19 protein-coding genes are annotated in these 24,842 nt (G+C 64.1%); 9 read left to right on the top strand and 10 right to left on the bottom strand.

The window, feature by feature from the left end; translation table 11 throughout:
* Window positions 1–16: 16 nt before the first annotated feature.
* The 4 genes from cpaB to LXE91_RS12580 form a co-directional block, all read right to left on the bottom strand.
* Complete coding sequence (gene cpaB / locus LXE91_RS12595; protein WP_039358951.1) at window positions 17–919, bottom strand: Flp pilus assembly protein CpaB; 903 nt, start codon at window positions 917–919, stop codon at window positions 17–19.
* Between the two features lie 97 nt (window positions 920–1,016).
* Window positions 1,017–1,511, bottom strand: a complete 495-nt coding sequence (locus LXE91_RS12590; protein WP_039358955.1) for a TadE/TadG family type IV pilus assembly protein — start codon at window positions 1,509–1,511, stop codon at window positions 1,017–1,019.
* Window positions 1,508–2,002 (bottom strand): A24 family peptidase, encoded by a 495-nt coding sequence (locus LXE91_RS12585; RefSeq protein WP_039358958.1) that lies wholly within the window; start codon window positions 2,000–2,002, stop codon window positions 1,508–1,510. The genes LXE91_RS12590 and LXE91_RS12585 overlap by 4 nt, the downstream gene beginning before the upstream one ends.
* An 89-nt stretch (window positions 2,003–2,091) precedes the next feature.
* Window positions 2,092–2,262, bottom strand: coding sequence for a Flp family type IVb pilin (locus LXE91_RS12580; RefSeq protein ID WP_039358961.1), 171 nt, complete (start codon window positions 2,260–2,262; stop codon window positions 2,092–2,094).
* A 677-nt stretch (window positions 2,263–2,939) separates the two neighbouring features.
* On the opposite strand from LXE91_RS12580, the gene LXE91_RS12575 reads away from it, so the two are divergent.
* The 4 genes from LXE91_RS12575 to LXE91_RS12560 all read left to right on the top strand — a co-directional run bounded on the left by LXE91_RS12575 (window position 2,940) and on the right by LXE91_RS12560 (window position 8,529).
* A complete protein-coding gene (locus LXE91_RS12575) occupies window positions 2,940–4,607 on the top strand; it encodes a collagen-like triple helix repeat-containing protein (RefSeq protein ID WP_039358964.1) in 1,668 nt (555 codons plus the stop codon).
* Between the two features lie 40 nt (window positions 4,608–4,647).
* Window positions 4,648–6,072, top strand: a complete 1,425-nt coding sequence (locus tag LXE91_RS12570; protein ID WP_039358967.1) for a collagen-like triple helix repeat-containing protein — start codon at window positions 4,648–4,650, stop codon at window positions 6,070–6,072.
* 144 nt (window positions 6,073–6,216) lie between these two features.
* Window positions 6,217–7,902: a ShlB/FhaC/HecB family hemolysin secretion/activation protein gene (locus LXE91_RS12565; RefSeq protein WP_039358970.1), complete on the top strand. Its 1,686-nt coding sequence runs from the start codon at window positions 6,217–6,219 to the stop codon at window positions 7,900–7,902.
* A 165-nt stretch (window positions 7,903–8,067) separates the two neighbouring features.
* Window positions 8,068–8,529: a DUF2147 domain-containing protein gene (locus LXE91_RS12560; protein WP_039358973.1), complete on the top strand. Its 462-nt coding sequence runs from the start codon at window positions 8,068–8,070 to the stop codon at window positions 8,527–8,529.
* 102 nt (window positions 8,530–8,631) lie between these two features.
* On the opposite strand, the gene LXE91_RS12555 is transcribed toward LXE91_RS12560, so the two are convergent.
* The 6 genes from LXE91_RS12555 to typA form a co-directional block, all read right to left on the bottom strand.
* Window positions 8,632–9,042 carry a transposase gene (locus LXE91_RS12555; RefSeq protein ID WP_039358976.1) on the bottom strand — a complete coding sequence of 137 codons (411 nt, stop codon included), beginning with the start codon at window positions 9,040–9,042 and terminating at the stop codon, window positions 8,632–8,634.
* A 144-nt stretch (window positions 9,043–9,186) separates the two neighbouring features.
* Window positions 9,187–10,284: a cell division protein ZapE gene (zapE, locus tag LXE91_RS12550; protein ID WP_039358978.1), complete on the bottom strand. Its 1,098-nt coding sequence runs from the start codon at window positions 10,282–10,284 to the stop codon at window positions 9,187–9,189.
* Window positions 10,285–10,382: 98 nt separating this feature from the next.
* Window positions 10,383–11,813 carry a dihydrolipoyl dehydrogenase gene (gene lpdA / locus LXE91_RS12545; RefSeq protein WP_039358980.1) on the bottom strand — a complete coding sequence of 477 codons (1,431 nt, stop codon included), beginning with the start codon at window positions 11,811–11,813 and terminating at the stop codon, window positions 10,383–10,385.
* 83 nt (window positions 11,814–11,896) lie between these two features.
* The gene (odhB, locus tag LXE91_RS12540; RefSeq protein WP_039358983.1) at window positions 11,897–13,177 is read right to left on the bottom strand and encodes a 2-oxoglutarate dehydrogenase complex dihydrolipoyllysine-residue succinyltransferase; all 1,281 of its coding nucleotides are present in this window, start codon (window positions 13,175–13,177) and stop codon (window positions 11,897–11,899) included.
* A gap of 135 nt (window positions 13,178–13,312) precedes the next feature.
* Window positions 13,313–16,177, bottom strand: coding sequence for a 2-oxoglutarate dehydrogenase E1 component (locus LXE91_RS12535; RefSeq protein ID WP_039358986.1), 2,865 nt, complete (start codon window positions 16,175–16,177; stop codon window positions 13,313–13,315).
* Between the two features lie 318 nt (window positions 16,178–16,495).
* Window positions 16,496–18,322 carry a translational GTPase TypA gene (gene typA, locus LXE91_RS12530; protein ID WP_039358989.1) on the bottom strand — a complete coding sequence of 609 codons (1,827 nt, stop codon included), beginning with the start codon at window positions 18,320–18,322 and terminating at the stop codon, window positions 16,496–16,498.
* A 329-nt stretch (window positions 18,323–18,651) separates the two neighbouring features.
* On the opposite strand from typA, the gene LXE91_RS12525 reads away from it, so the two are divergent.
* From LXE91_RS12525 to LXE91_RS12505, 5 genes are all read left to right on the top strand, one after another.
* Complete coding sequence (locus tag LXE91_RS12525) at window positions 18,652–19,143, top strand: MarR family winged helix-turn-helix transcriptional regulator (RefSeq protein WP_011351804.1); 492 nt, start codon at window positions 18,652–18,654, stop codon at window positions 19,141–19,143.
* 87 nt (window positions 19,144–19,230) lie between these two features.
* Window positions 19,231–20,727, top strand: a complete 1,497-nt coding sequence (locus LXE91_RS12520) for an efflux transporter outer membrane subunit (protein ID WP_039359052.1) — start codon at window positions 19,231–19,233, stop codon at window positions 20,725–20,727.
* Between the two features lie 52 nt (window positions 20,728–20,779).
* Complete coding sequence (locus tag LXE91_RS12515) at window positions 20,780–21,994, top strand: HlyD/EmrA/EmrK family protein (protein WP_039358992.1); 1,215 nt, start codon at window positions 20,780–20,782, stop codon at window positions 21,992–21,994.
* 28 nt (window positions 21,995–22,022) lie between these two features.
* On the top strand, window positions 22,023–23,582 hold the full coding sequence (locus tag LXE91_RS12510) for a DHA2 family efflux MFS transporter permease subunit (RefSeq protein ID WP_039358996.1): 1,560 nt from the start codon (window positions 22,023–22,025) through the stop codon (window positions 23,580–23,582).
* A gap of 119 nt (window positions 23,583–23,701) precedes the next feature.
* Complete coding sequence (locus LXE91_RS12505) at window positions 23,702–24,727, top strand: IS110 family RNA-guided transposase (RefSeq protein WP_046543588.1); 1,026 nt, start codon at window positions 23,702–23,704, stop codon at window positions 24,725–24,727.
* Window positions 24,728–24,842 lie beyond the last annotated feature (115 nt).

Genomic DNA, 24,842 nt, shown 5'->3' with positions numbered 1-24,842 from the left:
CGTCTTTGTCCAGCTCTCAATAGGCGACCATTTCGGTCCGCCCACCGCGAATCACTTCGATACCGCCGCCTCTCGAATGCCGCGTGACCACCCGCGCCGGCGCAGCACGCGGGGCCGGCGCAATCGCACTCTTCGACAACTCGCCCAGCACGACACCGGTAGCGGCAAGCGCCGACGGGCTCTTGTCGTCGCTCACTCGAACCGCGACGGTCTGCGCGGCGACATCGTCGTCACGCGGGTTGCGAAGCGCGAGCACGAGCCGGCCGCTCTGCTCGGCGAGCGTCAGCGCGTCAACCTGCGCGGTCGGTACGGCAAGCACCGCGGTCCGCATGCCCACCACGGAACCGTTCGAGCTGTCACGGTCGGTCGTTGCATCGCCAAAGGAGAGCACCCGGATCTTCGACATCAGCAGGCGTGCCTGGGTATTCACGATCTCGGCCGTCGACGTCCCGCCTATCGCCACGCCAGTCCCGTCACGTTTCAGGTTCACGAACACGTCGACATAGTTACCGGGCCGCACGCGGTTGCCGACCGCGTTGGTCTCGTCAACCTTGATCGAGACGGCACGTTCTCCCGGTGCGATCTGCTCGGCCAGGCCGGACGACAGTGCGCTGGCGACGATAGCCGCCTGCGCCGGAATGTCCGCGGCCGGGACGCGGCCGACGAGTTGCAACGGATCGGCGAACGCGCCCTGCGGCGCGGCGGTCGACTGCTGGACCTTCAGCGCATCGGCCGGAATCGGTTGGCCGGCTGGCAATGCCCGCGTCGTGACGACGACGGGCACGCTTTGGGTCGCGATCGTCGAGGCCACCGGTGTGACGTCCGCCGGCTTGCGTCCGAGCACCCACGCATAGACGCCTAGCAGGACCGCTATCGCGATCAGCAAGCCCGCAATGATCTTCGTCAGATTGTTGGCCATGGTGTTGTTATGTTTCCCCGCTACTCACGATTGAATTCTCCGTGCGGTGTTACACCGACCGGCCGCCCGCGACCAAGTACGGCGCCATCGCTGCCGTCTAAATGATGTTGACCGGGCTGATCTGCACCATCGCCGTTCCGACGAGCGTCGACGGCACCGGCAACAGCGAACCGAGCAGCGGGAACGCCGGGATCAGCGGGTTCTGCGAGTACGGATAGGTCAGCGTAATCTGTACGCACAACATCGTTGAGTCATACGAACAGTTACCTTGCTGCGTCTGCGCGCATGTCGCCCCCTTCAGCCACGTGGTCAGGTTCGTTGCGGCCGTGCAGGCAGCCTGGGCCCGCGCCGCGAGCGCAGCTTGCTGCGCCGCCTGCACCGACGTGGCCGATCCGACCTGCTGATAGTTCAACGCGGCGCGCGCGCCCTCTGTCGCGGCAAGCGTCAGGTTTTGCTGCGCGGCAAAGATCATCCCGTACGTGATGATCGCGTACAGGATCAGGAAGAACACCGGCAGCATCAGCGCAAATTCGATAGCCGTCGCGCCGCGCTCGCGACGCCGCCCCCCGGGCGCAAGGCGAAACCGCGTCATTGCATCCCCCCGCTCACAATCCGGTACAAGCACCAAAGCACTGCCGGAATCACGAGAAACGCGGCATACGGCGACGCCCGGAATCCGGCGACTTCCATCGTCGGTGAGCGGCGCTGCCATAACGCAGATACCGGCGTATGAGTTGCGAAAATCAACGTGCCCGCGTGGGCGAACGCGAGCAGGCTGGCAATGATCCAGAGCCATAGCAACGCATGTGGACCGCACCACGCGCCGAGCACCGCGAACACCTTGACATCCGCGGCGCCCATTACGCGCAGCACAAAAAATGGGAAAAGACTCACAAGGCCGATCAGTGCGCCAATGAGCGCCTGATTCACGGATATGCCGAATGGATTATGTCCGGAGACCAGGAATGCAGATACAAACCCACCGATTACCAGTGAATTTGGTATACGCCTATGACGGATATCCTCAAGCGCGACAAGTACCGCCCACGCGAGGAAAACCCCGACGCCAGTTAGCAGGATCATTCACGCCCCGAGCGGCAAAACTTACCTGCGCGGATTGCCGAAGCAATCCGCGCCCCCAATCAGCAGGGAAATGAGCGAAAACTCGCTCGTTATGCCGCCGGCAATTTGCTCGCGATGTAGGTGAACGCCCCCGAGATGCCGCCCGTCAACGTGCCGACAGCAGTGACGAGAGCAACAGCTACCAGCCCGGCGATGAGTCCGTACTCGACTGCGGTAACCCCGTCTTCTTCCTTAAGGAAACGCTTGATGATTGCTTTCATTTTATTCCTCGTGCCTGTATTTACGTTCTTTGGCCTTTTATACGTACACATCCCCGCATATCTGGCCGGTTGCCCCGCTCTGTTCGCCACATCTGCTGTAGCGACAATCGGGTGCACTTTCTTTATAGATTGCCCTGAGGGGCATGGCTCAACATTTGATGCAAGTTAACATTCGCGATAGTGACCCTCCTCGAACGTTGCGTACCGAACCGTACATTTGCTTACATCTGCTTCGGATTCTATATCCGATCCCATTTAAATTCCAACCTCTTTTAACGGCAGGAATCGAAAAAATGGCCAGGAGCACAGCGTATTTGTACGGCGTTTCGGTACGACTTACACATAGGATTTACGATAGGTTAGATGTGCACACCTAATCCACCAGTAAAACAATTGCCTCGTCCACCACGCCTGCGCGTCCCCCACGTTACGGCGCACGCGTAACGCCAATGTTGTGACGTTACGTTACGAAACGCGCGAAACCGTTCTCATTTGTCTGTCCTTAAACAGATTCAACAATCTTTCAATTTCCATAACTTCCTTTTCCGACAAGGAATTGCGCCGTTTAAATCCTGTTGTCGCACCGCCGAGCATCGAAATGGCACGACAGTTGCAGAGTAGTCCTCGCACCACTCAACACAACGAAGTTCACAACACATTTCAAAAGCGAGGACAAAATGGACATTAAGGTTATCCCCCATGGCGTGTTCCGGACGACTCTGATCGCGGCCACCGTCGCAGCCATGCTTTCCCTCTCCGCGTGCGGCGGCTCCGGTTCCATCAGCCAGGGCCTCGGCGGCGGCTCAAGCTCGGGCGGCGGCGATACGATCTCCACGTCCGGCACGAGCGGCTCGTCTGGCTCGAGCGGCACCAGCGGTACCTCGGGCACCAGCGGAACGTCCGGTACGAGCGGTACGTCCGGCACCAGCGGCACCTCGGGCACGAGCGGCACCTCCGGCACCAGCGGTACGTCGGGCACGAGCGGCACCTCAGGTGTGTCGTCGAACCCAGTGGGAACTGTCCTCGCAAGCAGCAGCAACATCATCACGAGCGCCGGTGGAACCGTCTCGGGCCTCGGCTCCGTCATCGCCAACCAGTCGCTGCCGGGTGTCAACCCGGCCACCACGCAAGCCGCAGGCGGCATCGTGCAGAGCGTTGGCGGCGCCGTGACTGCACTCGGCAACGGCCTTGGCAACGGTCTCGGCCAGCTTGGCGCGACGAAGGATCCGCTCGGTACCACACTCGCCAGCACGGGCGGCGTGGTCAACCAGCTCGGCGGCGCGGTCACGCAGACGGGCAACCTGGTCTCGAGCCTCGGCAGCGGCCCGCTGACGCCGCTGGCACCAGTCACGGGCGCCGTCGGCGGCCTCGTGTCGACGCTCGGCGGCGCCGTTTCGAACGGCGGCACCACCCTCACCAACGCCCTGTCGACCGGCCCGATCCAGCAGGTCACGCAGACGGTCAGCTCGGCCATCACGCCGATCACGACGATGGTCGGCCAGACGACCCAGACGATCGGCACCGCGACCGGCCTCGGCGCGCCCGTCAACACGCTGCTCGGCACGGTCGGCAATGGCCTGAACCAGGCCGGCGCCCTGCTCGCGTCGGCGGGCGGCAACCCTGTCACGACCGGCCTTGGCAACACGGTCTCGTCGACGGGCAACACCGTGAAGGCCGTCGGCGGTCTGCTCACGGGCGGCACCGGCGGCGTGACCAACCCGCTCGCACCGCTCACGGGTCTCCTCACGACGGTCACGGGTACGCTCGGCGGCGCAACGGGTGGCGCCAGCAGCCCGCTCGCCCCGGTTACCGGCCTCGTTTCCACGGTCACGGGCGCACTCGGCGGCGTAGCGGGTGGCGGCAGCGGCCCGCTCGCTCCGGTCACCGGTCTCGTCTCCACGGTCACGGGCGCGCTCGGCGGTGCAGCAGGCGGCAGCGGCGGCCCGCTCGCCCCGGTCACCGGCCTCGTCTCGACGGTCACGGGTGCACTGGGCGGTGCAGCAGGCGGCAGCGGCGGCCCGCTCGCTCCGGTCACCGGCCTCGTTTCGACGGTCACGGGTGCGCTTGGCGGCGCAGCAGGCGGCACGAGCGGTGGCCCGCTCGCCCCGGTCACGGGTCTCCTCGGTACGGTAACGGGCGCACTCGGCAGCGCAACGGGCGGTGCAGGCGGCGGCAGCCCGCTCGCACCGGTGACGAACGTCGTGTCCACGGTAACCAGCGCGGTCGGCGCACCGGCATTGACCGGCGGTACGGGCGCCGTCACGAACTCGGGTTCGTCGTCGAATCTGCTCGCGCCCGTCACGTCGCTGATCGGCGGCCTGCTTGGCGGCACGCACGGCAAGTAAACCAACATCCATCAATCGACAAGACAGCGAGGAGTCCATCATGTCCCAGCAACGTTCTCTCACGACAGCCGCCCTGCGCCAATGGCGCACGCCCCTCACGGCCTTCGCCGCCGCCTGCCTGCTGGCCGCCTGCGGCGGCGGCGGCGTCAGTTCGCCGCCGACCAGCAGCAACAACAATAACAACCCGAGCACGAGCGGTACGCCAAGCACGAGCGGCACCAGCGGCACGTCCACCGGCACCAAGGGGGTGGTCAGCACGGTCGGCCAGACGGCCACCGACCTCGGCAGCACGGTGGGCAACATCAGCGTGCCGGGCCTCGGCGACGGCGTGACGAAGGGTGTCGGCAGCACGCTCTCCAGCACCGGCACGATCGTCGGTGCAGCCGCCGATGCGGTGAGCAACGGGCTGGGACAGATCGGTACGACCAAGGATCCGGTCGGCACGACCGTCGCGGGCCTCGGCAACGTGGTCGGCGCAACGAGCAACACGGTGTCCGGCCTGAGCTCGACGGTCAAGGCGCTCGGCACCGGCCAGCTCGCGCCGCTCGCGCCCGTCACGACGCCGGTCGGCACCGTGCTCGACACCGTGGCCAACGGCTTGACGGCCGCCGGCACGACGATCGGCTCGACGCTGTCGTCGGGCGCCGTGCAGCAGGTAACACAACCGCTCAGCTCGGCAATCACGCCGCTCGTGATCACCGCGGGCCAGGTCACGCAACAGGTCGGCACGACGACCGGGCTCGGCCAACCCGTCTCGGGCCTGCTCGGCCAGGTCGGCGGCGCGATCAGCTCGGCCGGCAAGCAGGTTGGCGGCACGTCGAGCCAGCCGCTCGTCGGCGACGTCGGTCAGCTCGTCACCGCGGTCGGCAACACCGTGACCAACGCGGGTGGCCTCGTCAACCCGAACGGCCCGAACGGCGCGGCACCGATCCCCGGCCTGATCACGAGCCTCGTCGGCGGCTCGACGGCGACCGTACAGAACGGCACGTCGTCGGGCTCCGGCTCGACGAATCCGCTCGGCGGCCTGCTATCGGGTCTCGGCTCGACGCCGCTCGGCTCGCTCACGGGTGCACTCGGCGGCGCGACCGGCGGGTCGGGCAGCAGCCCGCTCGCGCCCGTCACCGGCCTCGTCTCCACCGTCACCGGCGCACTGAGCGGCGCGGCGGGCGGCAGTGGCGGCCCGCTCGCCCCCGTCACGAATCTCGTGTCGACGGTCACGGGCACGCTCGGCGGCGCAACGGGTGGCGCAGGCAGTGCAAACCCTCTCGCGCCTGTCACCGGTTTGCTGAATACTGTCACCGGAGCAGTGGGCGGCGCAGCAGGATCGGGCGGATCGAGCCCGCTCGCACCGGTCACGTCGCTGGTTGGCAGCGTCACGGGTACGGCAACGTCGAGCGGCGGCTCGACGGGGCTGCTGGCACCGGTAACGGGATTGCTGGGTACGCTGGGTAGCGTTGGCAAGTAAGGAGGACGGTCGCACCTTCGCAGCCGGAGCGGATGGCGCGACCGTACAAACACAACCGGCATTGCGGCACGCGGCGCGCGGCACCCTGGTGTCGCGCGCCGGCATTACAAAGAAGACGAAGAGCAAGGCCAACGAGGAAAAACAATGAAATCCAGACTCGACAGATGGATGATGCTGCTCGCCATCGCGGCAGCAGGCACGGCACATGCACAAACGCGCGTCGGCGGTAACCCGCTCGACTCCCTGCCCCAGATCAACGCGCCGAAAACCGGCCCGAACGTAACCGTGCAGGTCGCACCGCAGGCGCCGCAGTTGCAGGAGCTGCTGTCGCGTCACCTGACGCCGACCACATTCCAGGTCGAAGGCGTGAAGTCCGTGCCGTTCGAGGAAATCTCGCGTCGCTTCACCCCTCTCGTCGGCAAGGACATCACGATCGGCGAGCTGATCGAAACCGCCAACGGCGTGACGAAGCTGTACCAGGATCGCGGCTTCGCGCTGTCGTTCGCGTTTGTCCCTGCGCAGACGTTCGAGAACGGCGTCGTGCGCATCACGGTGGTCGAAGGCTATGTGTCGGACGTCAAGGTCACCGGCAAGCCCGGTGCAATGGAATCGAAGATTCGCGCAATTGCCGCTCACATCACGGCCGACCGCCCCCTGCGCCGCGCGACGTTCGAGCGCTACGTGAACACATTCGGGCTGCTGCCAGGCCTTACGGTGAAGGCGAACGTCCCGCCGCCGCAAACCACCGACGGCGCGACGACGCTCGAGCTCGCGGTGGATCGCAAGCCGTTCAACGTCAGCACGGGGATCGACTTCAACCACCCGGGCGTCCAGGGTCTCATCACCGCGACCGAAAACGGCCTCACGTCGTTCGGCGAGCAGTTGAGCATCTCGGCGCTCGCGCCGCCGGGACGCGACAAGCAGACCTACTTCGCGTTCAGCGGCGCGCTGCCGGTCGGCAGCAGCGGCCTGATCACGCGCCTCGATGCCAGCACGTATCGCGGCAAGCCGACCGACAACCCGGGGTTGCCGTCGACCGTCGAGCGCACCGTCAAGAACGAGAAACTGGGTCTTTCGGCATCCTATCCGATCCTGCTGAACAACCAGCGCAGCCTGCTCGGTACGGTGTCGGGATACGCAGCGCACAACGAAGACCGTTACCAGAGCAAGCTCAATGGCAACAGCATCGACACGCGTTCGCAAGTCCGCGTGCTGCAGATGCAGCTCGACTACACGAGCGTCCAGCCGAAACAGGTACAGAAGCTGAGCGTCAACGTCGCGAAGGGCTTCAACATCCTCGGCGCGTCGAAAGCGCAGGACATCACCGTCGGCACGACGACGACGTCGGTGGACAGCCCGATCTCGCTGACCTTCGTTCGCACCGGCGCGACCTTCACGCAGACGAACGAATGGCCGTTCCGGATCGGCACGTCGGTGTCGCTGACCGGGCAATACAGTCCCGACTCGCTGCCGACGTCCGAACAGATCTCGTTCGGCTCGACCCGTTACGCGCTCGGCTACCAACCGGGCGAAACGTCGGGCGACTCGGGCTGGGGGATGTCGCTCGAAGTGAACCGCGGCTTCACGCCGGGCTGGACATATCTGAAATCGATCACGCCGTACATCGCATACGACATGGCGCGCGTGTACCTGCACGCAGGCACGCCATCGCCGAACCGCATGTCGTCGGTCGGCATCGGCGTACGGCTCACCGACAGCCGCTTCTACAGCCTCGACCTGAACGTCGCGAAACCGGTGGGTGACGCACCCGTCGAAAGCGCGTCACGCAGCCCGCGCATCAACGCCGCATTCTCATATCAGCTCAACTGATCGGTCACCAAACAGCCCGCGCCACGCGGGCTGTTTCGATTAGAGTCCCCTCTATCAAACGTGGCGCACGGTTTCACGTATTCTGGCGAAGCTCGCAACATGCCCGCCCCATGCAGACGGTCGTGCGAGCGAATCGAACAGACATGCAAAACAAGGAGGAAGACAATGATTCAACTGACCCGCCCGTTGCGTGCAATCGCCATCGCCGGCGCCCTGCTCGCATGCGCAGCTCCCACGTTCGCACAGGCAGACAGCCCCATCGGCATGTGGCAGACGATCGACGACAACACGCATCAGCCGAAGGCACTCGTGCAGATCGCCGAGGACGGTGACGGTGCGCTGACCGGCAAGGTCGTGAAGGGCCTCGGCGCAAACGATACGCCTGACCGCCGCTGCACCGCCTGCACGGACGAGCGCAAGGATCAGCTCATCAAGGGCATGACGATCATCAAGGCCATGAAGAAGGAAGGCGACCACTGGGACGGCGGCAACATTCTCGACCCGGAGAACGGCAAGGTCTACAAGTGCAAGATGACACTTGAAGACGGCGGCCAGAAACTCGTCGTGCGCGGTTACATCGGCGTGTCGCTGCTCGGCCGTTCGCAGACCTGGGTTCGCCAGCAATAACGCGGCTCGCGCTTGAATGCGCGGCTCAATGAAAAGTCGGCCTGCGACGAAGTCGTCAGGCCGATTTTGTTTTGGTGCGTGCGTGGGTGGAACTGACGAACATCACGCTGCATGCTTGAGTGTGTCCGACACATAGCTGCCAGGTGCACGATACGCGGGCGTCGCATTGCTGCGTGCTTCCGCCGCCTTCGATTGCGTGTGCTTGCGCATGCGCGTGGACAACTCGTTGCACAGATTCACGCCTGCGTCGCCATAGAGTTCACGCATGACACTCATCAACGTGCCCGTCTCGTGCCAGACCTTGAAGCGACGATGGCAGGTTTGATACGACGGGTAACGACGCGGCATGGCCGACCACGTTGCGCCGCTGTAGATTACCCAAAGCACGCCGTTCAGGACGGCACGCGTATTGGCCAACGGCCGGCCGCGCAACTCGGTGCGCGGCTGCATTTCGGGCAGAAGCGACGCAACGCAGCGCCACTGTTGGTCGGTGAGATCGCGATACGGTGTCATGGACATCTCCAGCCTTAGTAACCATGACACAACGATATCGGCTCACCTCAACCATGAATATAAGACAAATCCGAAAATACCCTGAGATTGCGTTAATTTGACCGGAATTGACGTTTGAATCCCGTCAATTGCCGGAAATCGCACTCAGGTCAGCGACGTATCGACGATGCGGCGCGGCGTTTCGATGTATTCCTTCGACTGCATCTCGACGATTCGCGAGACCGTACGCGCAAACTCGTTGGCCATCGGGCCTTCGATATACAACTGCTCCGCCGGCACCGCCGCGGACATCAGCAGCTTGACCTTGTGGTCGTACAGCACGTCGATGAGCCACGTGAAGCGCCGCGCCTCGGACGCCATCCGCGGCGACATCTGCGGCACCTCGGACAGCACGATCGCGTGGAAGCGGCTTGCCAGTTCGAGGTAGTCGTTCTGCGAACGCGGGCCGCCGCACAGCGTCGCGAAGTCGAACCACACGACGCCGTCCGCCTTGCGCAGCGCCTTCAGCTCGCGCTTCTCGATATGCAGGAGCGGGCTTTCGTCGGGCACGGCAGCGAGCTTCTGGAAGGCATGCCGCAATTCGCGATCGGCATCCGCGCCGAGCGGCGTGTGATACATCTTCACCTGCGCGAGCGTGCGCTGGCGATAATCGACGCCCGCGTCGACGTTGAGCACGTCGAGCTTGGACTTGATCAGCGCGATCGCCGGCAGCATGCGGTCGCGATGCAGGCCGTCCGGATACAGGTCGTCGGGATCGTAGTTGGACGTCATCACGAACTGCACGCCGTTGTTGAACAGGCGGTCAAGCAGACGGTACAGGATCATCGCATCGGCAATGTCCGACACATGGAACTCGTCGAAGCAGATCAACCGGTAGCGCTTCGCGATGCGCCGTGCGAGTTCGTCGAGCGGATCGGCCTGCCCTTTCAGCTCCTCGAGCTCACGATGCACTTCGCGCATGAATTCATGGAAATGCAGGCGCGTCTTGCGCTGCACGGGCACGACCGCGAAGAAGCTGTCCATCAGGAAGCTCTTGCCGCGACCGACGCCGCCCCACATGTAGACGCCGCGCGGGAGGTCGGGATGATTGATGAGCTTCTTGAATGCGTTCGAGCGGCGCGCCTTGTACTCGACCCACTCGTCGAAACATTGCTGCAGGCGATCGACGGCCGCGCGCTGTGCGGGATCGGACTGATAGCCGCGCGTGGTCAGTTCGCGCGTGTAGTATTCGGTGACGTTCATCGGGCAAACCGGAAAAAACGAAGGCGGACGGGAAAACCCGCCCGCCCTCGTCATGAGACGGCTGCGCCGGCCGATGGCCGGCCGGCGCTACACCGCGCTCAGCTGTTCAGCGAGCGCTTGTCGACGGCGAGCGCCGCTTCGCGCATCACTTCCGACATCGACGGGTGCGGATGGCAGATGCGAGCGATGTCTTCCGACGCCGCCTTGAATTCCATCGCCACCACGGCTTCCGCGATCAGGTCCGACGCGTTCGCAGCGATCACGTGCACGCCGAGCAGTTCGTCGGTCTTCGCGTCCGCGATCATCTTCACGAAGCCGTCCGGAGCGTTCATGCCGAGCGCGCGGCCGTTGATCGAGAACGGGAACTTGCCCGACTTGATCTCGCGGCCTTCCGCCTTCAGCTGCTGCTCCGTCTTGCCGACCCATGCGATTTCCGGGTACGTGTAGATCACCCACGGAATGCAGTTGTAGTCGATGTGCGGCTTCTGGCCGTCGATCACTTCCGCGACCAGCACGCCTTCGTCTTCCGCCTTGTGCGCGAGCATCGGGCCACGCACCACGTCGCCGATCGCGTACACATTCGGCACCGCCGTGCGGCAGTGGTCGTCCACGTCGATGAAGCCGCGCTCGTTCGCCTTCAGGCCGATTGCCTCGAGGCCGAGGTTGTCGGTGTTCGGCACGCGGCCGACCGACACGATCAGGCGGTCGGCGTCGAGCGTCTGCGCGTTGCCGTCCTTGTCCGTGTAGGCGATCGACACGCCGTTCGCGGTCGTCTTCACTTCGCCGATCTTCACGCCGAGATGGATGTCGAGGCCCTGCTTCTTGAACAGCTTGGCTGCTTCCTTCGCGAGCGCTTCGTCAGCTGCGCCGAGGAAGGCCGGCAGCGCTTCGAGCACCGTCACTTCGGCGCCGAGGCGACGCCACACCGAGCCGAGCTCGAGACCGATCACGCCTGCGCCGATCACGGCGAGCTTCTTCGGCACCGAGTCGAACGTCAGCGCACCTTCGTTGTCCGACACGATCTTGTTGTCGACCGGAATGCCCGGCAGGTGACGCGCCTTCGAGCCCGTCGCGATGATCACGTTCTTCGCGGTGACGACTTCGGTTTCACCCTCGCCGCTCACTTCGATCTGCACGCCGGCGTCGGTCTTGCCGGTGAACTTGCCATGGCCCTTCAGCCAGGTGATCTTGTTCTTCTTGAACAGGAACTCGATCCCGCTCGTCATCTTCTCGACGATCGCGTCCTTGCGGCCGAGCATCTTCGCGACATCGATCTTCACGCCGTCGACCGTGATGCCGTGGTCGGCCAGATGGTGCGACGTGTTCTCGAACTCTTCCGACGACGCGAGCAGCGCCTTCGACGGGATGCAGCCGACGTTCAGGCACGTGCCGCCGAGCTTCAGCGCGCCGGCCGGATTCTTCCACTTCTCGATACACGCAACCGTCTTGCCGAGCTGCGCAGCGCGGATCGCGGCGATGTAACCGCCTGGGCCGGCGCCGATCACGACGACGTCAAATTCCTTGGACATGACAATCCTTTCTTCTTGTGCAACCGCACGGGCCGCGCGTGTCGCGCGCCCGTGCGGTGCGGGTCAATGCGGTGAAACTCGGCTTACAGGTCGAGCAGCAGGCGAGCCGGATCTTCCAGCGCATCCTTCATCGCGACGAGCGACAGCACGGCTTCGCGGCCGTCGATGATGCGGTGGTCGTAAGACAGCGCGAGGTAGTTGATCGGACGGATCACGATCTGGCCGTTTTCGACGACCGGGCGCTCCTTCGTCGCGTGCACGCCGAGGATTGCCGACTGCGGCGGGTTGATGATCGGGGTCGACAACATCGAACCGAACACACCGCCGTTCGAGATCGAGAACGTACCGCCCGTCATTTCCTCGATCGACAGCTTGCCGTCCTTCGCCTTCTGGCCGAATTCGGCGATCTTCTTTTCGATCTCGGCGAGGCTCAGCTGATCCGCGTTGCGCAGGATCGGCACGACGAGGCCGCGCGGCGAACCGACCGCGATACCGATGTCGAAGTAGCCGTGGTAGACGATGTCGTTACCGTCGATCGACGCGTTCACGAGCGGGAACTTCTTCAGCGCGTGCACGGCCGCCTTCACGAAGAACGACATGAAGCCGAGCTTCACGCCATGTTCCTTCTCGAACTTGTCCTTGTACTTGTTGCGCAGTTCCATGACCGGAGCCATGTTCACTTCGTTGAACGTCGTCAGGATCGCGTTGGTCTGCTGCGACTCAAGCAGACGCTCGGCGATACGCGCACGCAGGCGCGACATCGGCACGCGCTGTTCCGGACGGTCGTTCAGCCAGGTCGCGGCCGATGCCGGCACCTTCACTTCCGGCAGCGACGGCTTCGCAGCGGCGGTCTTCGCCGGTGCGGCAGCCGGAGCGGCCTTCGGTGCGCTGCCTGCTGCCAGCGCGTCGCCCTTCGTGACGCGGCCGTCGCGGCCCGAACCTGCGACGTCGCCCGCCGACAGGCCCTTCTCGGCCAGCAGCTTCGATGCGGCCGGCGATGCGGTGGTCGACGATGCAGTTGCGGCTGCAGCGACCGGCTGTGCTGCCGGTGCGGCTGCAGCAGGCGCTGCTGCCGGCTTGACTTCGGCGGCGCCTGCCGCGGCTTCGGCTGCACCTGCCTTCGCTTCGGTGTCGATCGTTGCGATCAGCTGATCGGCAACGACGGTGTCACCGTCGTTCTGCAGCACTTGCGCGAGCACGCCCGCGGCCGGTGCCGGCACTTCGAGCACGACCTTGTCGGTCTCGAGTTCGATCAGGATTTCGTCTTGAGCAACTGCTTCGCCCGGCTTCTTCTTCCACTGCAGCATGGTGGCTTCCGAAACCGACTCCGAAAGCTGGGGGACTTTGACTTCTACGATAGCCATGTGATTTTCCTGGATGCTTAATCTGGGTAATGACGAGGTTCGTGCGATTCCTTCGGCCGGTGCGGCGCGCAACGCGCCCGGCGGCCCAAAAGAGACGGGAAAGCGCATGGCGCCTTCCCGTTTCGCTTCCGTCGGTTATTTCGCGATCGACGTGCTCTTCAGGCGGCCGAAAGCACCTTCGATGAGGGCCTTCTGCTGCTCGTAGTGCTTCGCGTAGTAGCCAACCGCCGGCGAGGCCGAAGCCGGACGGCCGCTGTATGCCAGCTTCTGCCCTTCCTTCATGCCTTCCTTCAGATGGTGCTCGACGTAGAACCAGGGGCCCTGATTCTGCGGCTCGTCCTGCACCCAGACCACTTCAGTCGCGTTCTCGTACTTCTTCATTTCGGCTTCGAACTGCTTGTGCGCGAACGGGTACAGCTGCTCGATACGGATGATCGCGACGTCGTTCGCCTTCGCTTCGCGGCGATGTGCGACGAGGTCGTAATACACGCGGCCCGAGCATGCCAGCACGCGCTTGACCTTCTTCGCGTCGATGCCGCCGTCGGTTTCGCCCAGCACCGGCTGGAACGAACCCTTCGCGAGTTCCGACAGATCCGACACCGCCTCCTTGTGACGCAGCAGCGACTTCGGCGTAGCGACGATCAGCGGCTTGCGGAACAGGCGGATCATCTGGCGACGCAGCAGGTGGAAAATCTGTGCCGGCGTCGTCGGTTGAACGACCTGCATGTTGTGATCGGCACACAGCTGCAGGAAACGCTCGATACGCGTCGACGAGTGTTCCGGACCCTGGCCTTCGTAGCCGTGCGGCAGCAGCATCGTCAGACCCGACACGCGGCCCCACTTCACTTCGCCCGACGAGATGAACTGGTCGATCACCACCTGCGCGCCGTTGACGAAGTCGCCGAACTGCGCTTCCCACAGCACGAGCGTGTTCGGCTCGGCGGTCGAGTAACCGTATTCGAAGCCCAGCACCGCCTCTTCCGACAGCACCGAGTCGATCACCGTGAACTTCGCCTGGCCTTCGGCGATGTTCTGCAGCGGCACGTACGTGCCGTCGTTCCAGCGCTCGCGGTTCTGGTCGTGCAGCACCGCATGACGGTGCGTGAACGTGCCGCGGCCCGAATCCTGGCCCGTCAGGCGCACCGAGTAACCCGATGCGACGAGCGACGCGAACGCGAGGTGTTCGCCCATGCCCCAGTCGAGCGGCTGGTCGCCACGCGCCATGTTGCGGCGGTCGTTGATCACGCGCTCGACGAGCGGGTGGACCTTGAAGTTTTCCGGGACCGTCGTGATGCGTTCGCCGAGGCGCTTCAGTTCTGCGAGCGGCACGGCCGTGTCGGCTGCATCCGTCCACTTGCGGTTCAGGAACGGAACCCAGTCGACCGCGTACTTGCTCTTGTAGTTCGACAGGACCGGGTCGACCGTGTGGTGACCGTCGTCCATCGCCTTGCGGTACGCCTTCACGTAGTTGTCGGCGTCTTCCGCGGTGATCACGCCCTGCTGCACGAGCTTCTCGGCGTACAGCGCACGGGTGCCCGGGTGCTGCGCGATCTTCTTGTACATCAGCGGCTGCGTGACCGCCGGCGTGTCCTGCTCGTTGTGGCCCAGCTTGCGGAAGCAGACGATGTCGATCACGACATCCTTGTGGAACTGCATCCGGTAGTCGATCGCGATCTGGATCGCGAGCACGACAGCTTCCGGATCGTCGCCGTTCACGTGCAGCACCGGCGCTTCGATCATCTTGACGACATCGGTACAGTACAGCGTCGAGCGCGCATCGCGCGGGTCGGACGTCGTGAAGCCGATCTGGTTGTTGATGACGATGTGCAGCGTGCCGTGCGTGCCGTAGCCGCGCGTCTGCGCGAGGTTCAGCGTTTCCATCACGACGCCCTGGCCAGCGAAGGCCGCGTCACCGTGGATCTGCACCGGCAGCACTTGCAGGCCGTCTTCGTCGCCGCGACGGTCCATCCGCGCCTTCGCGGAACCTTCGACCACCGGGTTCACGATCTCGAGGTGCGACGGGTTGAACGCGAGCGACAGGTGGACCGGGCCGCCTTCCGTCGACACGTCCGACGAGAAGCCCTTGTGGTACTTCACGTCACCGGCCGGCAGGTCGTCGACGTGCTTGCCTTCGAATTCGGCGAACAGGTCGGCCGGCATCTTGCCCAGCGTGTTGACCAGCACGTTCAGACGGCCACGGTGAGCCATGCCGATGATGATTTCCTGCACGCCGCGCTTGCCCGCGTGCTGGACGACTTCGTCCATCGCCGCGATGAAGCTTTCGCCGCCTTCGAGCGAGAAGCGCTTCTGGCCGACGTACTTGGTATGCAGGTAGCGCTCGAGGCCTTCAGCAGCCGTCAGGCGATTCAGGATGTGCTTCTTCTCGTCTGCCGAGAAGTTCGGCGTCGCGCGGGTCGACTCCAGGCGCTCCTGCCACCAGCGCTTCTGTTCCGGGTCGCTGATGTACATGTATTCGGCGCCGATCGTGCCGCAGTACGTGTCGCGCAGGCCCTTGACGATGTCACGCAGCGAAGCCTGGTCGAAACCGAAGTACAGGTTGCTTGCGCTGTACGTCTGGTCGAGGTCGCCTTCGGAGAAATCGTAGAACGCGGGTTCGAGCTCGGGAATGGCGGGACGTTCGCGACGCTTCAGCGGATCCAGATTGGCCCATTGCGAGCCGAGGAAGCGGTAGGCGCTGATGAGGGACTGGACGTGCACTTGCTTGCGTGCCGCAGCCAGATTGGTGGTGCTTTCGCGCGGGATGAAGGCATTGGCCTTCGCGCGCTCGGCGAACGATTCGACGATCGGAAAATGGGCGACGTCATTGGCATTCGAACCGTCCGTTGCAGGCACATTCTGCAGCGCGTCGAAATACTCTCGCCAGTTCTCCGGCACCGATGCCGGATTGTTGAGGTATGCATCGTACAGTTCTTCAACGTACGAAGCATTGCCGCCGAACAGATAGGAGTTCAGCTGAAACTGCTTCATTACATCTGACATTTTACGCTCACCTTTCTTCGAGCTTCTCGAGAAATAGCGGGTTACTCAACCTTCCGCGACACGGCCTGACCGTTTAGCGGATTGCGAATCAAGTCTTGCTTGGAAGGACCTAAAACTTGCGTGCGCGCAGCATATCACAGAACCGATACCGGAGTTCACGGCGAAATGTGCCTGAAAGCACCGCGCGACGGGGTTTTGCCGGATTGCCACGACCCGCGGGAACAGTGTTTTGCAGGCAACCCGATTGCATATCGCGCAGATGCAAAAAAGGCTGCCCGCAGGCAGCCTTTTCCGCGATGCAGCGAACGGCCGGAACGCTTAGTCGACCGCGCCTTCGCGGCTCGCGCGGCGACGCTCATGCTCCTTCAGGAAGCGCTTGCGCAGGCGGATCGATTGCGGCGTCACTTCAACGAGTTCGTCGTCGTCGATGAATTCGACCGCGTATTCCAGCGACATCTGGACCGGCGGCACGAGGCGTACCGCTTCATCGGTACCCGACGCACGCACGTTGGTCAGCTGCTTGCCCTTGATCGGGTTCACGACGAGGTCGTTGTCGCGGCTGTGGATACCGATGATCATGCCCTCGTAGAGCGCATCACCCGGCTTCACGAACATGCGGCCGCGATCCTGCAGCTTCCACAGTGCGTAGGCCACGGCAGCGCCGTCGTCCTGCGAGATCAGCACGCCGTTGCGGCGCTCGAACACCGAGCCGTCCTTGACCGGTGCGTACGAGTCGAAGATGTGGCTCATCAGGCCCGTGCCGCGCGTGAGCGTCAGGAATTCGCTCTGGAAGCCGATCAGGCCCCGCGCCGAGATCTTGTACTCCAGACGCGTGCGGCCGCGGCCGTCCGACGCCATGTCGAGCATCTCGCCCTTGCGGCGGCCGAGCTCTTCCATCACGCCGCCCTGGTGTTCGTCCTCGACGTCGACGGTCAGCAGCTCGTACGGCTCGTGACGCACGCCGTCGATTTCCTGCATCACGACGCGCGGACGCGACACGGCCAGCTCGTAGCCTTCACGACGCATGTTCTCGACGAGAATCGTCAGGTGCAGCTCACCACGACCCGACACTTCGAACACCGTTTCGTCGCCGGTGTCCTTCACGCGCAGCGCGACGTTGTGGTTCAGTTCCTTCATCAGACGGTCACGGATCTGGCGGCTCGTGACGAACTTGCCTTCGCGGCCGGCGAGCGGCGACGAGTTGACGAGGAAGTTCATCGTCAGCGTCGGCTCGTCGACGGTGATCATCGGCAGCGCTTCCGGCGTATCCACCGCGCAGATCGTTGCGCCGATGCCGACGTCTTCAATACCGTTGATCAGCACGATGTCACCCGCTTCGGCCGACTCGACCTGAACGCGCTCGAGACCCGTGAACGACAGCACCTGGTTGATCTTGCGGTTCAGCACGTCGCCTTCCGGCCCGAAGCGCATCGCGACCGGCTGGCCCGGCTTGATGCGACCGCGCGTGATGCGGCCGACGCCGATCCGGCCGACGTACGTCGAATAGTCGAGCGACGTGATCTGAAGTTGCAGCGGCGCGTCCGGATCCGCCGGGCGGACCGGCACGTGCTCGAGGACTGCCTCGAACAGCGGGCGCATGTCGCCTTCGCGCGCGGCCGGGTCGAGCGACGCATAGCCGTTCAGGCCCGATGCGTAGACGATCGGGAAGTCGAGCTGCTCTTCGGTTGCGCCGAGCTTGTCGAACAGGTCGAAGGTCTGGTTGATGACCCAGTCGATCCGCGCGCCCGGACGGTCGATCTTGTTGACGATGACGATCGGCTTCAGGCCGAGCGCGAGCGCCTTCTTCGTGACGAAGCGCGTCTGCGGCATCGGGCCCTCGACCGCGTCGACGAGCAGCAGCACCGAGTCGACCATCGACAGCACGCGCTCCACCTCGCCGCCGAAGTCCGCGTGCCCCGGCGTGTCGACGATGTTGATGTGCGTGCCTTCGTATTCGACCGCGCAGTTCTTCGCGAGAATCGTGATCCCGCGCTCTTTTTCGATGTCGTTCGAGTCCATCACCCGCTCCGCAATCTGCTGGTTCTCGCGGAAGGTGCCGGACTGGCGAAGCAGTTGGTCGACGAGCGTAGTCTTGCCGTGGTCGACGTGGGCGATGATGGCGATATTGCGAAGGGCGCGGGTCATAGAAACCTGGAAATCGTTTGAACGCGCAAAAGCGCCCGCTCGTTTTTCACGGGCGCGCGCATTGCAGCTTGGAAAGCCACAAATTATAGCACGTGCGGATGTCGGGAGCCGACGGGCACGTTGCGACGCAACACTGGACGGCCGGCGCGCCCTCCCCTCGAACCCGCCAGTCGGCTGAAGCCCGCATCATCGGCAAGCCCCAAAAACCTTATTGGGATAGTGGATTTGTGGGACACAAAGCGCGCCCTTTGCCGTTCGATTAACATTTGCCGCGGCAAGCAACTGTGCCTATACTGCTGCCTAGTCAACTATTGCAGCTTCAGGGTTTTATGTCGGATTCTTCTACCCAACCACCCGTCTCGCCGCTGTCCTCGTATCAGATGAACGACAGCGTCGGTTATCTGATGTCGCGCGTGAAGTCGGTGATGACCAACCTCGTCACGCAACGCACGCAGGAAGAGCTCGGCATCACGGGCACCCAGGCGAGCATGCTGTTCATGATCGCGGTCGGCAAATGCTCGACGGCCGCCGAGCTCGCGCGCGAGTACGGCATCGACGCGAGCGCGGTCACGCGCCTGCTCGACCGGGTCGAGAAACGCGGCCTGCTGTCCCGCGTGCGCAGCATCGAGGATCGGCGTGTCGTGCGCCTCGAGTTGACCGACGAAGGCCGTGCGCTCGCCGAACGGCTGCCGCCGATTTTCCGGAGCGTGCTCGACCAGGTGCTGGACGGGTTCACGCCGGAGGAAGTCGGGTTCCTGAAGAGCATGCTGCGCCGCATTCTCAGCAACTACTGCGAGACCGCCGGCGGCAGCATCACGTAATAGTTGCCATAACAATTACTTTTGACAGATTAATGTAAGGAAATCCTTGCAGTGTCCATCATTCATTCCGAGTCAGGGATCAGCGCGATGAAATCCTCCCCGTTGTCCGTGCGCGCCGGGTCGTGCCGCGCCGCCGTCGCTGCCGCGGTCGCCGCACTGGCGCTGGCGGGTTGCGCAAACTACATCGGCATCAAGAGCGACAAGCAGATCGCCCCCGTGTCGCAATTCGAGTCCGCCCAGAGCCTGCCGGCCCAGGGCGGCCAGTGGCCGGCGCTCGACTGGGCCAGCCAGTTCGGCGACCCGCAGTTGCCGAAGCTGATCGACGAAGCCCTGCAGGGCAATCCGTCGATCGCACAGGCGCAGGCGCGCATCGCTAAGGCGTCGTCATACATCGAATCGTCGCGCTCGAACCTGATGCCGAAGGCGGAAGCCAGCTATTCGTGGACGCGCGAGCTGTATTCGTCGAATGCGCTGTTCCCGCCCCCGTACGGCGGCCAGTGGTACAGCGAGAACAACGCGCTCGCGAGTGCGTCGTGGGAACTCGACCTGTGGGGCAAGAATCGCGAACGCCTGCACACCGCCGTGTCGCAGGAAAAGGCGGCCGAAGCCGATATGCAGCAGGCGCGCATCACGCTCGCGTCGTCGGTCGCACGCACCTACAACTCGCTCGCGCAGCTCTATGCGCTGCGCGACATCGCCCAACGCGAGATCACCAACCGCGAGACGGTCGGCAAGATCACCGACGGCCGCGTATCGGCCGGCCTCGACACCAACGTCGAACGCCAGACGGCCCGCGGCAACATCGCGACGACCCAGGCTTCGCTGTCCGATCTCGACGGCCAGATCACGACGGCGCGCTACCAGCTCGCCGCACTGCTCGGCAAGGGCCCGGATCGCGGGTTGCAGATCGCGGCGCCCGTGCTGAACCCGAGCGGCGAAGTCGCGCTGCCCGGCAACCTGCCGGCCGATCTCGTCTCGCGCCGCCCCGACATCGTCGCCGCGCGCTGGCAGGTCGAAGCCGCGATGCACGACGTGAAGGAAGCGAAGGCCGAGTTCTATCCCGACGTGAACCTCGCGGCCGGCTTCGGCTTCGATGCGTTCGGCTGGGGCAAATTCCTGAACTTCGCGAGCCGTCAGGCGCAGTTCGGCCCGGCGATCCACCTGCCGATTTTCGACGCAGGCGCGCTGCGCGCGCAGCTCAAGGGCCGCTACGCGGACTTCGACCTGTCGGTGGCGAACTACAACCAGACACTGATCAGCGCGTTGAACGACGTCGCGACCCAGGTCGCGTCGATCCGCGCCGTAGATCGCCAGATGGGCGATGCGCAACGCGCGCTCGACGCGTCGACGCGCGCCTACGACCTCGCGGTTATCCGCTACAAGGCCGGCCTGTCGCCGCAGCTGCAAGTGCTGACCGCGGACAGCAACCGCCTCGCATCGGAACAGACGGTGACCAACCTGAAGATGCGCCGCCGCGACATGCAGCTCGCGCTGATCAAGGCGCTGGGTGGCGGGTTCGACGCGACCGGCACGCCGCTCGCCGCCCCCGATGCCGACAAGCCGACAAAACAGGCCGCCAACTGAACCGGCGCCACCACTACGCAGACACTCGAAATAACGGACGGAGAAAATCGCCATGAGCGACCAACAAAACGCCGCCGGCGCGCAGCCGCAGAACAACGGCAAGCGCAAACGGATGATGACGCTGCTCGTCGCGGTCATCGTGATCGCGGCCATCGCGTATGGCCTGTACTACTTCCTCGTCGCCCGGTTCCATGAAGGGACCGACGACGCGTACGTGAACGGCAACGTCGTGCAGATCACGCCGCAGGTCACCGGTACCGTGATCGCGGTGAAGGCCGACGACACGCAGACGGTCAAGGCCGGCGACCCGCTCGTCGTGCTCGACCCGGCCGACTCGCAGGTCGCGCTGCAGCAGGCCGAAGCCAATCTCGCACAAACGGTACGCCAGGTGCGTGGCCTGTTCGTCAACGACGACCAGTATCGCGCGCAAGTCGCGCTGCGCCAGTCCGACCTGTCGAAGGCGCAGGACGACCTGCGTCGCCGCCTCGCCGTCGCGCAGACGGGCGCCGTGTCGCAGGAAGAGATCTCGCATGCCCGCGACGCGGTGAAGGCCGCGCAGGCGTCGGTCGACGCCGCGCAGCAGCAGCTCGCATCGAATCGCGCATTGACCGCGAACACGACGATCGCATCGCACCCGAACGTGATGGCCGCCGCCGCGAAGGTGCGCGACGCGTACCTCGCGAACGCGCGTAACGTGCTGCCCGCGCCGGTTACCGGCTACGTCGCGAAGCGCTCGGTGCAGGTCGGCCAGCGCGTGTCGCCCGGCAACCCGCTGATGTCGGTGGTGCCGCTCAATGCCGTGTGGGTCGACGCGAACTTCAAGGAAGTCCAGCTGAAGCACATGCGCATCGGCCAGCCGGTCGAAATGACGGCCGACATCTACGGCTCGTCGGTCACGTACCACGGCAAGGTCGTCGGCTTCTCGGCCGGTACGGGCTCGGCGTTCTCGCTGCTGCCGGCGCAGAACGCGACGGGTAACTGGATCAAGGTCGTGCAACGCCTGCCGGTGCGTATCGAACTCGATCCGAAGGATCTCGACAAGCACCCGCTGCGCATCGGTTTGTCGATGCAGGTCGACGTGGACATCAAGGACGAACGCGGCGACCAGCTCGTGAACGCGCCGAACACCGTCTACGAGACCAACGTGTTCGCGAAGTACGGCGACGAAGCCGATGCCGAAATCGCCCGCATCGTCGCCGAGAACGCAGGCGGCAACGCATCGGCGCCCGCCGCGTCGAAGTCGAATGCCGTCGCGAAGATGATGTAACCGTTCCGACTCCGGAAAAACAACCGACATGGCACAGGCTCCTGTCTCTCACCCGCCCTTGCAGGGCGGGCAACTCGTGATCGGGACGATCGCGGTATCGCTCGCGGTGTTCATGAACGTGCTCGACACGTCCATCGCGAACGTCGCGATCCCGACCATCTCGGGCGACCTCGGCGTGTCGTCCGACCAGGGCACGTGGGTCATCACGTCGTTCGCGGTCGCGAACGCGATCTCGGTGCCGCTGACCGGCTGGCTGACCGACCGCTTCGGGCAGGTGCGCCTGTTCCTCGCATCGATCATCCTGTTCGTGATTTCGTCGTGGATGTGCGGTCTCTCGCCCAACCTGCCGTTCCTGCTTGGATCGCGCGTGCTGCAAGGCGCGGTGGCCGGCCCGATGATTCCGCTGTCGCAGGCGCTCCTGCTGTCGAGCTATCCGCGCGCCAAGGCACCGATGGCGCTCGCGCTATGGGCGATGACAACGCTGATCGCGCCCGTTGCCGGCCCGATTCTCGGCGGCTGGATCTCGGACAACTACTCGTGGCCGTGGATCTTCTACGTCAACATCCCGGTCGGCATCGCCGCCGCCGCCGCGACGTGGGCGATCTACCGCAACCGGGAGTCGGCCGTGCGCCGCGCGCCGATCGACGGCGTAGGCCTCGCGCTGCTGGTCGTCTGGGTCGGGTCGCTGCAGATCATGCTCGACAAGGGCAAGGATCTCGACTGGTTCGCGTCGACGACCATCATCGTGCTCGCGCTGACCGCCGTCATTGCGTTCGCGTTCTTCGTCATCTGGGAGCTGACCGCAGAGCACCCGGTTGTCGACCTGTCGCTGTTCCGCATGCGGAACTTCACCGGTGGCACGGTTGCGCTGTCGATCGGCTACGGCCTGTACTTCGGCAACCTCGTGCTGTTGCCGCTGTGGCTGCAGACGCAGATCGGCTACACCGCGACCGACGCCGGTCTCGTGATGGCGCCGGTCGGCCTGTTCGCGATCCTGCTGTCTCCGCTCACCGGGAAGTATCTGCCGCGCACCGATCCGCGCTTCATCTCGACGGCGTCGTTCCTGACGTTTGCGCTGTGCTTCTGGATGCGGTCGCGCTACACGACGGGCGTCGACGAATGGTCGCTGACGCTGCCGACGCTCGTGCAGGGCATCGCGATGGCCGGCTTCTTCATCCCGCTGGTGTCGATCACGCTGTCCGGCCTGCCCGGCCACCGCATCCCTGCGGCATCGGGCCTGTCGAACTTCGTGCGGATCATGTGCGGCGGTATCGGCACGTCGATCTTCCAGACGGCCTGGGACCATCGCAACAACTTCCATCACGCGCAACTGGTCGAGCAGGCGAACGTCTACAACCCGACGTTCAACCAGGCCGTCATGCAGATGGGCAACCTCGGGCTGACGCAGGACCAGGCGCACGGGCTGATCAACAACATGGCTACACAGCAGGCCGCGCAGCTCGGCGTGAACGACCTGTTCTACATCTCGGCGGCGATTTTCGTGCTGCTGATCGGGCTGATCTGGATCACGAAGCCCGAGCGCTCGGGTGGCGGCGATGCAGGTGCTGCGGCATCGGCTGCACACTGAACACGCAGCCTGAACGCAAACAAAAAGCCCGCCTTTCGGCGGGCTTAATAGGATGGTCAGCCCGATCCTCACTCAGTGGACTACGCTGAGTGAGGATTTTGTCCTTCTGGAGGGCCATCATGGACACGGTATCGCTGATCGGAATCGATCTCGGCAAGCACTGCTTCCACCTGCATGGACAGGATGCGTCAGGCAGGATGGTGTTCCGTAAAAAGCTCACGCGTAGCCAGATGTTCACGCTGCTGGGCAATTTTCCGCGTTGCATTGTGGTCATGGAGGCCTGCGCCGGTGCTCACTGGATCGCACGTCGACTTCAAGCGCTGGGCCATGAGGCCAAGCTGATTTCTCCGCAATTCGTCAAACCGTTCCGGCAAGGCAACAAGAACGATTTCGCGGACGCCCAGGCGATCTGCGAAGCAGCCGCTCGTTCGAGCATGCGTTTCGTGAGCCCGCACAACGAAGCCCAGCAAATCGTTTCAGCCTTGCACCGTGTGCGCGAGCGGCTGGTGCGTGACCGCACCGGCACGATCAATCAGATTCATGCGTTTCTGTTGGAGTTCGGTATCAGCTTGCCGCGCGGCATGGCAGTGATCCGGCGACTGCCTGCCGTGCTCGAGGCAGAATCGTTGCCGCCGAGGCTGGTGGTCGTGCTCGAACGTTTGCAGGCGCACTTCAAGTATCTGGACGAGCAGATCCACCAGCTCGAACGTGAGTTGCTTACCCAGCTACACGAGGATGAACGCAGTGAACGACTGCTCGAGATTCCTGGCATTGGCCCGATGACCGCCAGCGTGTTGATGTCTGAGTTGGGCGATGCCCAGCAATATGGCTCAGCAAGGCAGTTTGCAGCTTCGGTTGGTCTGGTGCCGCGGCAGTACAGCACCGGCGGCAAACCAACGCTACTGGGCATCAGCAAGCGTGGCGACAAGGAACTGCGACGATTGCTGGTGCAATGTGCGCGGGCCATCATGCAGCGCATCGAGCACCGCACGGATGCATTGGGCGTCTGGATTCGCAGCCTGTTGGCGCGGCGACACTCGAACGTGGTGGCCTGTGCCCTGGCCAACAAACTGGCGAGGATCGCCTGGGCCATCCTCGCCAAAGGGACACACTACCGGAGCATCGAGGCTGTTCCCTCAGTCTGACGCTTCCTATCGCTTACGGCTTCAGTTTCAGTAGTCACCTCTGGTTTTGCGACGCGAGATACGTGAAGGCATAAACGACTCAACGGCCGGGCAAGTAACCTGACACAAAAAACAG

The organism is Burkholderia contaminans (assembly GCF_029633825.1).
Lineage (GTDB): Bacteria > Pseudomonadota > Gammaproteobacteria > Burkholderiales > Burkholderiaceae > Burkholderia > Burkholderia contaminans.
The sequence above is the reverse complement of the archived record's forward strand: the minus strand, read 5'-3'. Positions and strand labels throughout refer to the sequence as shown.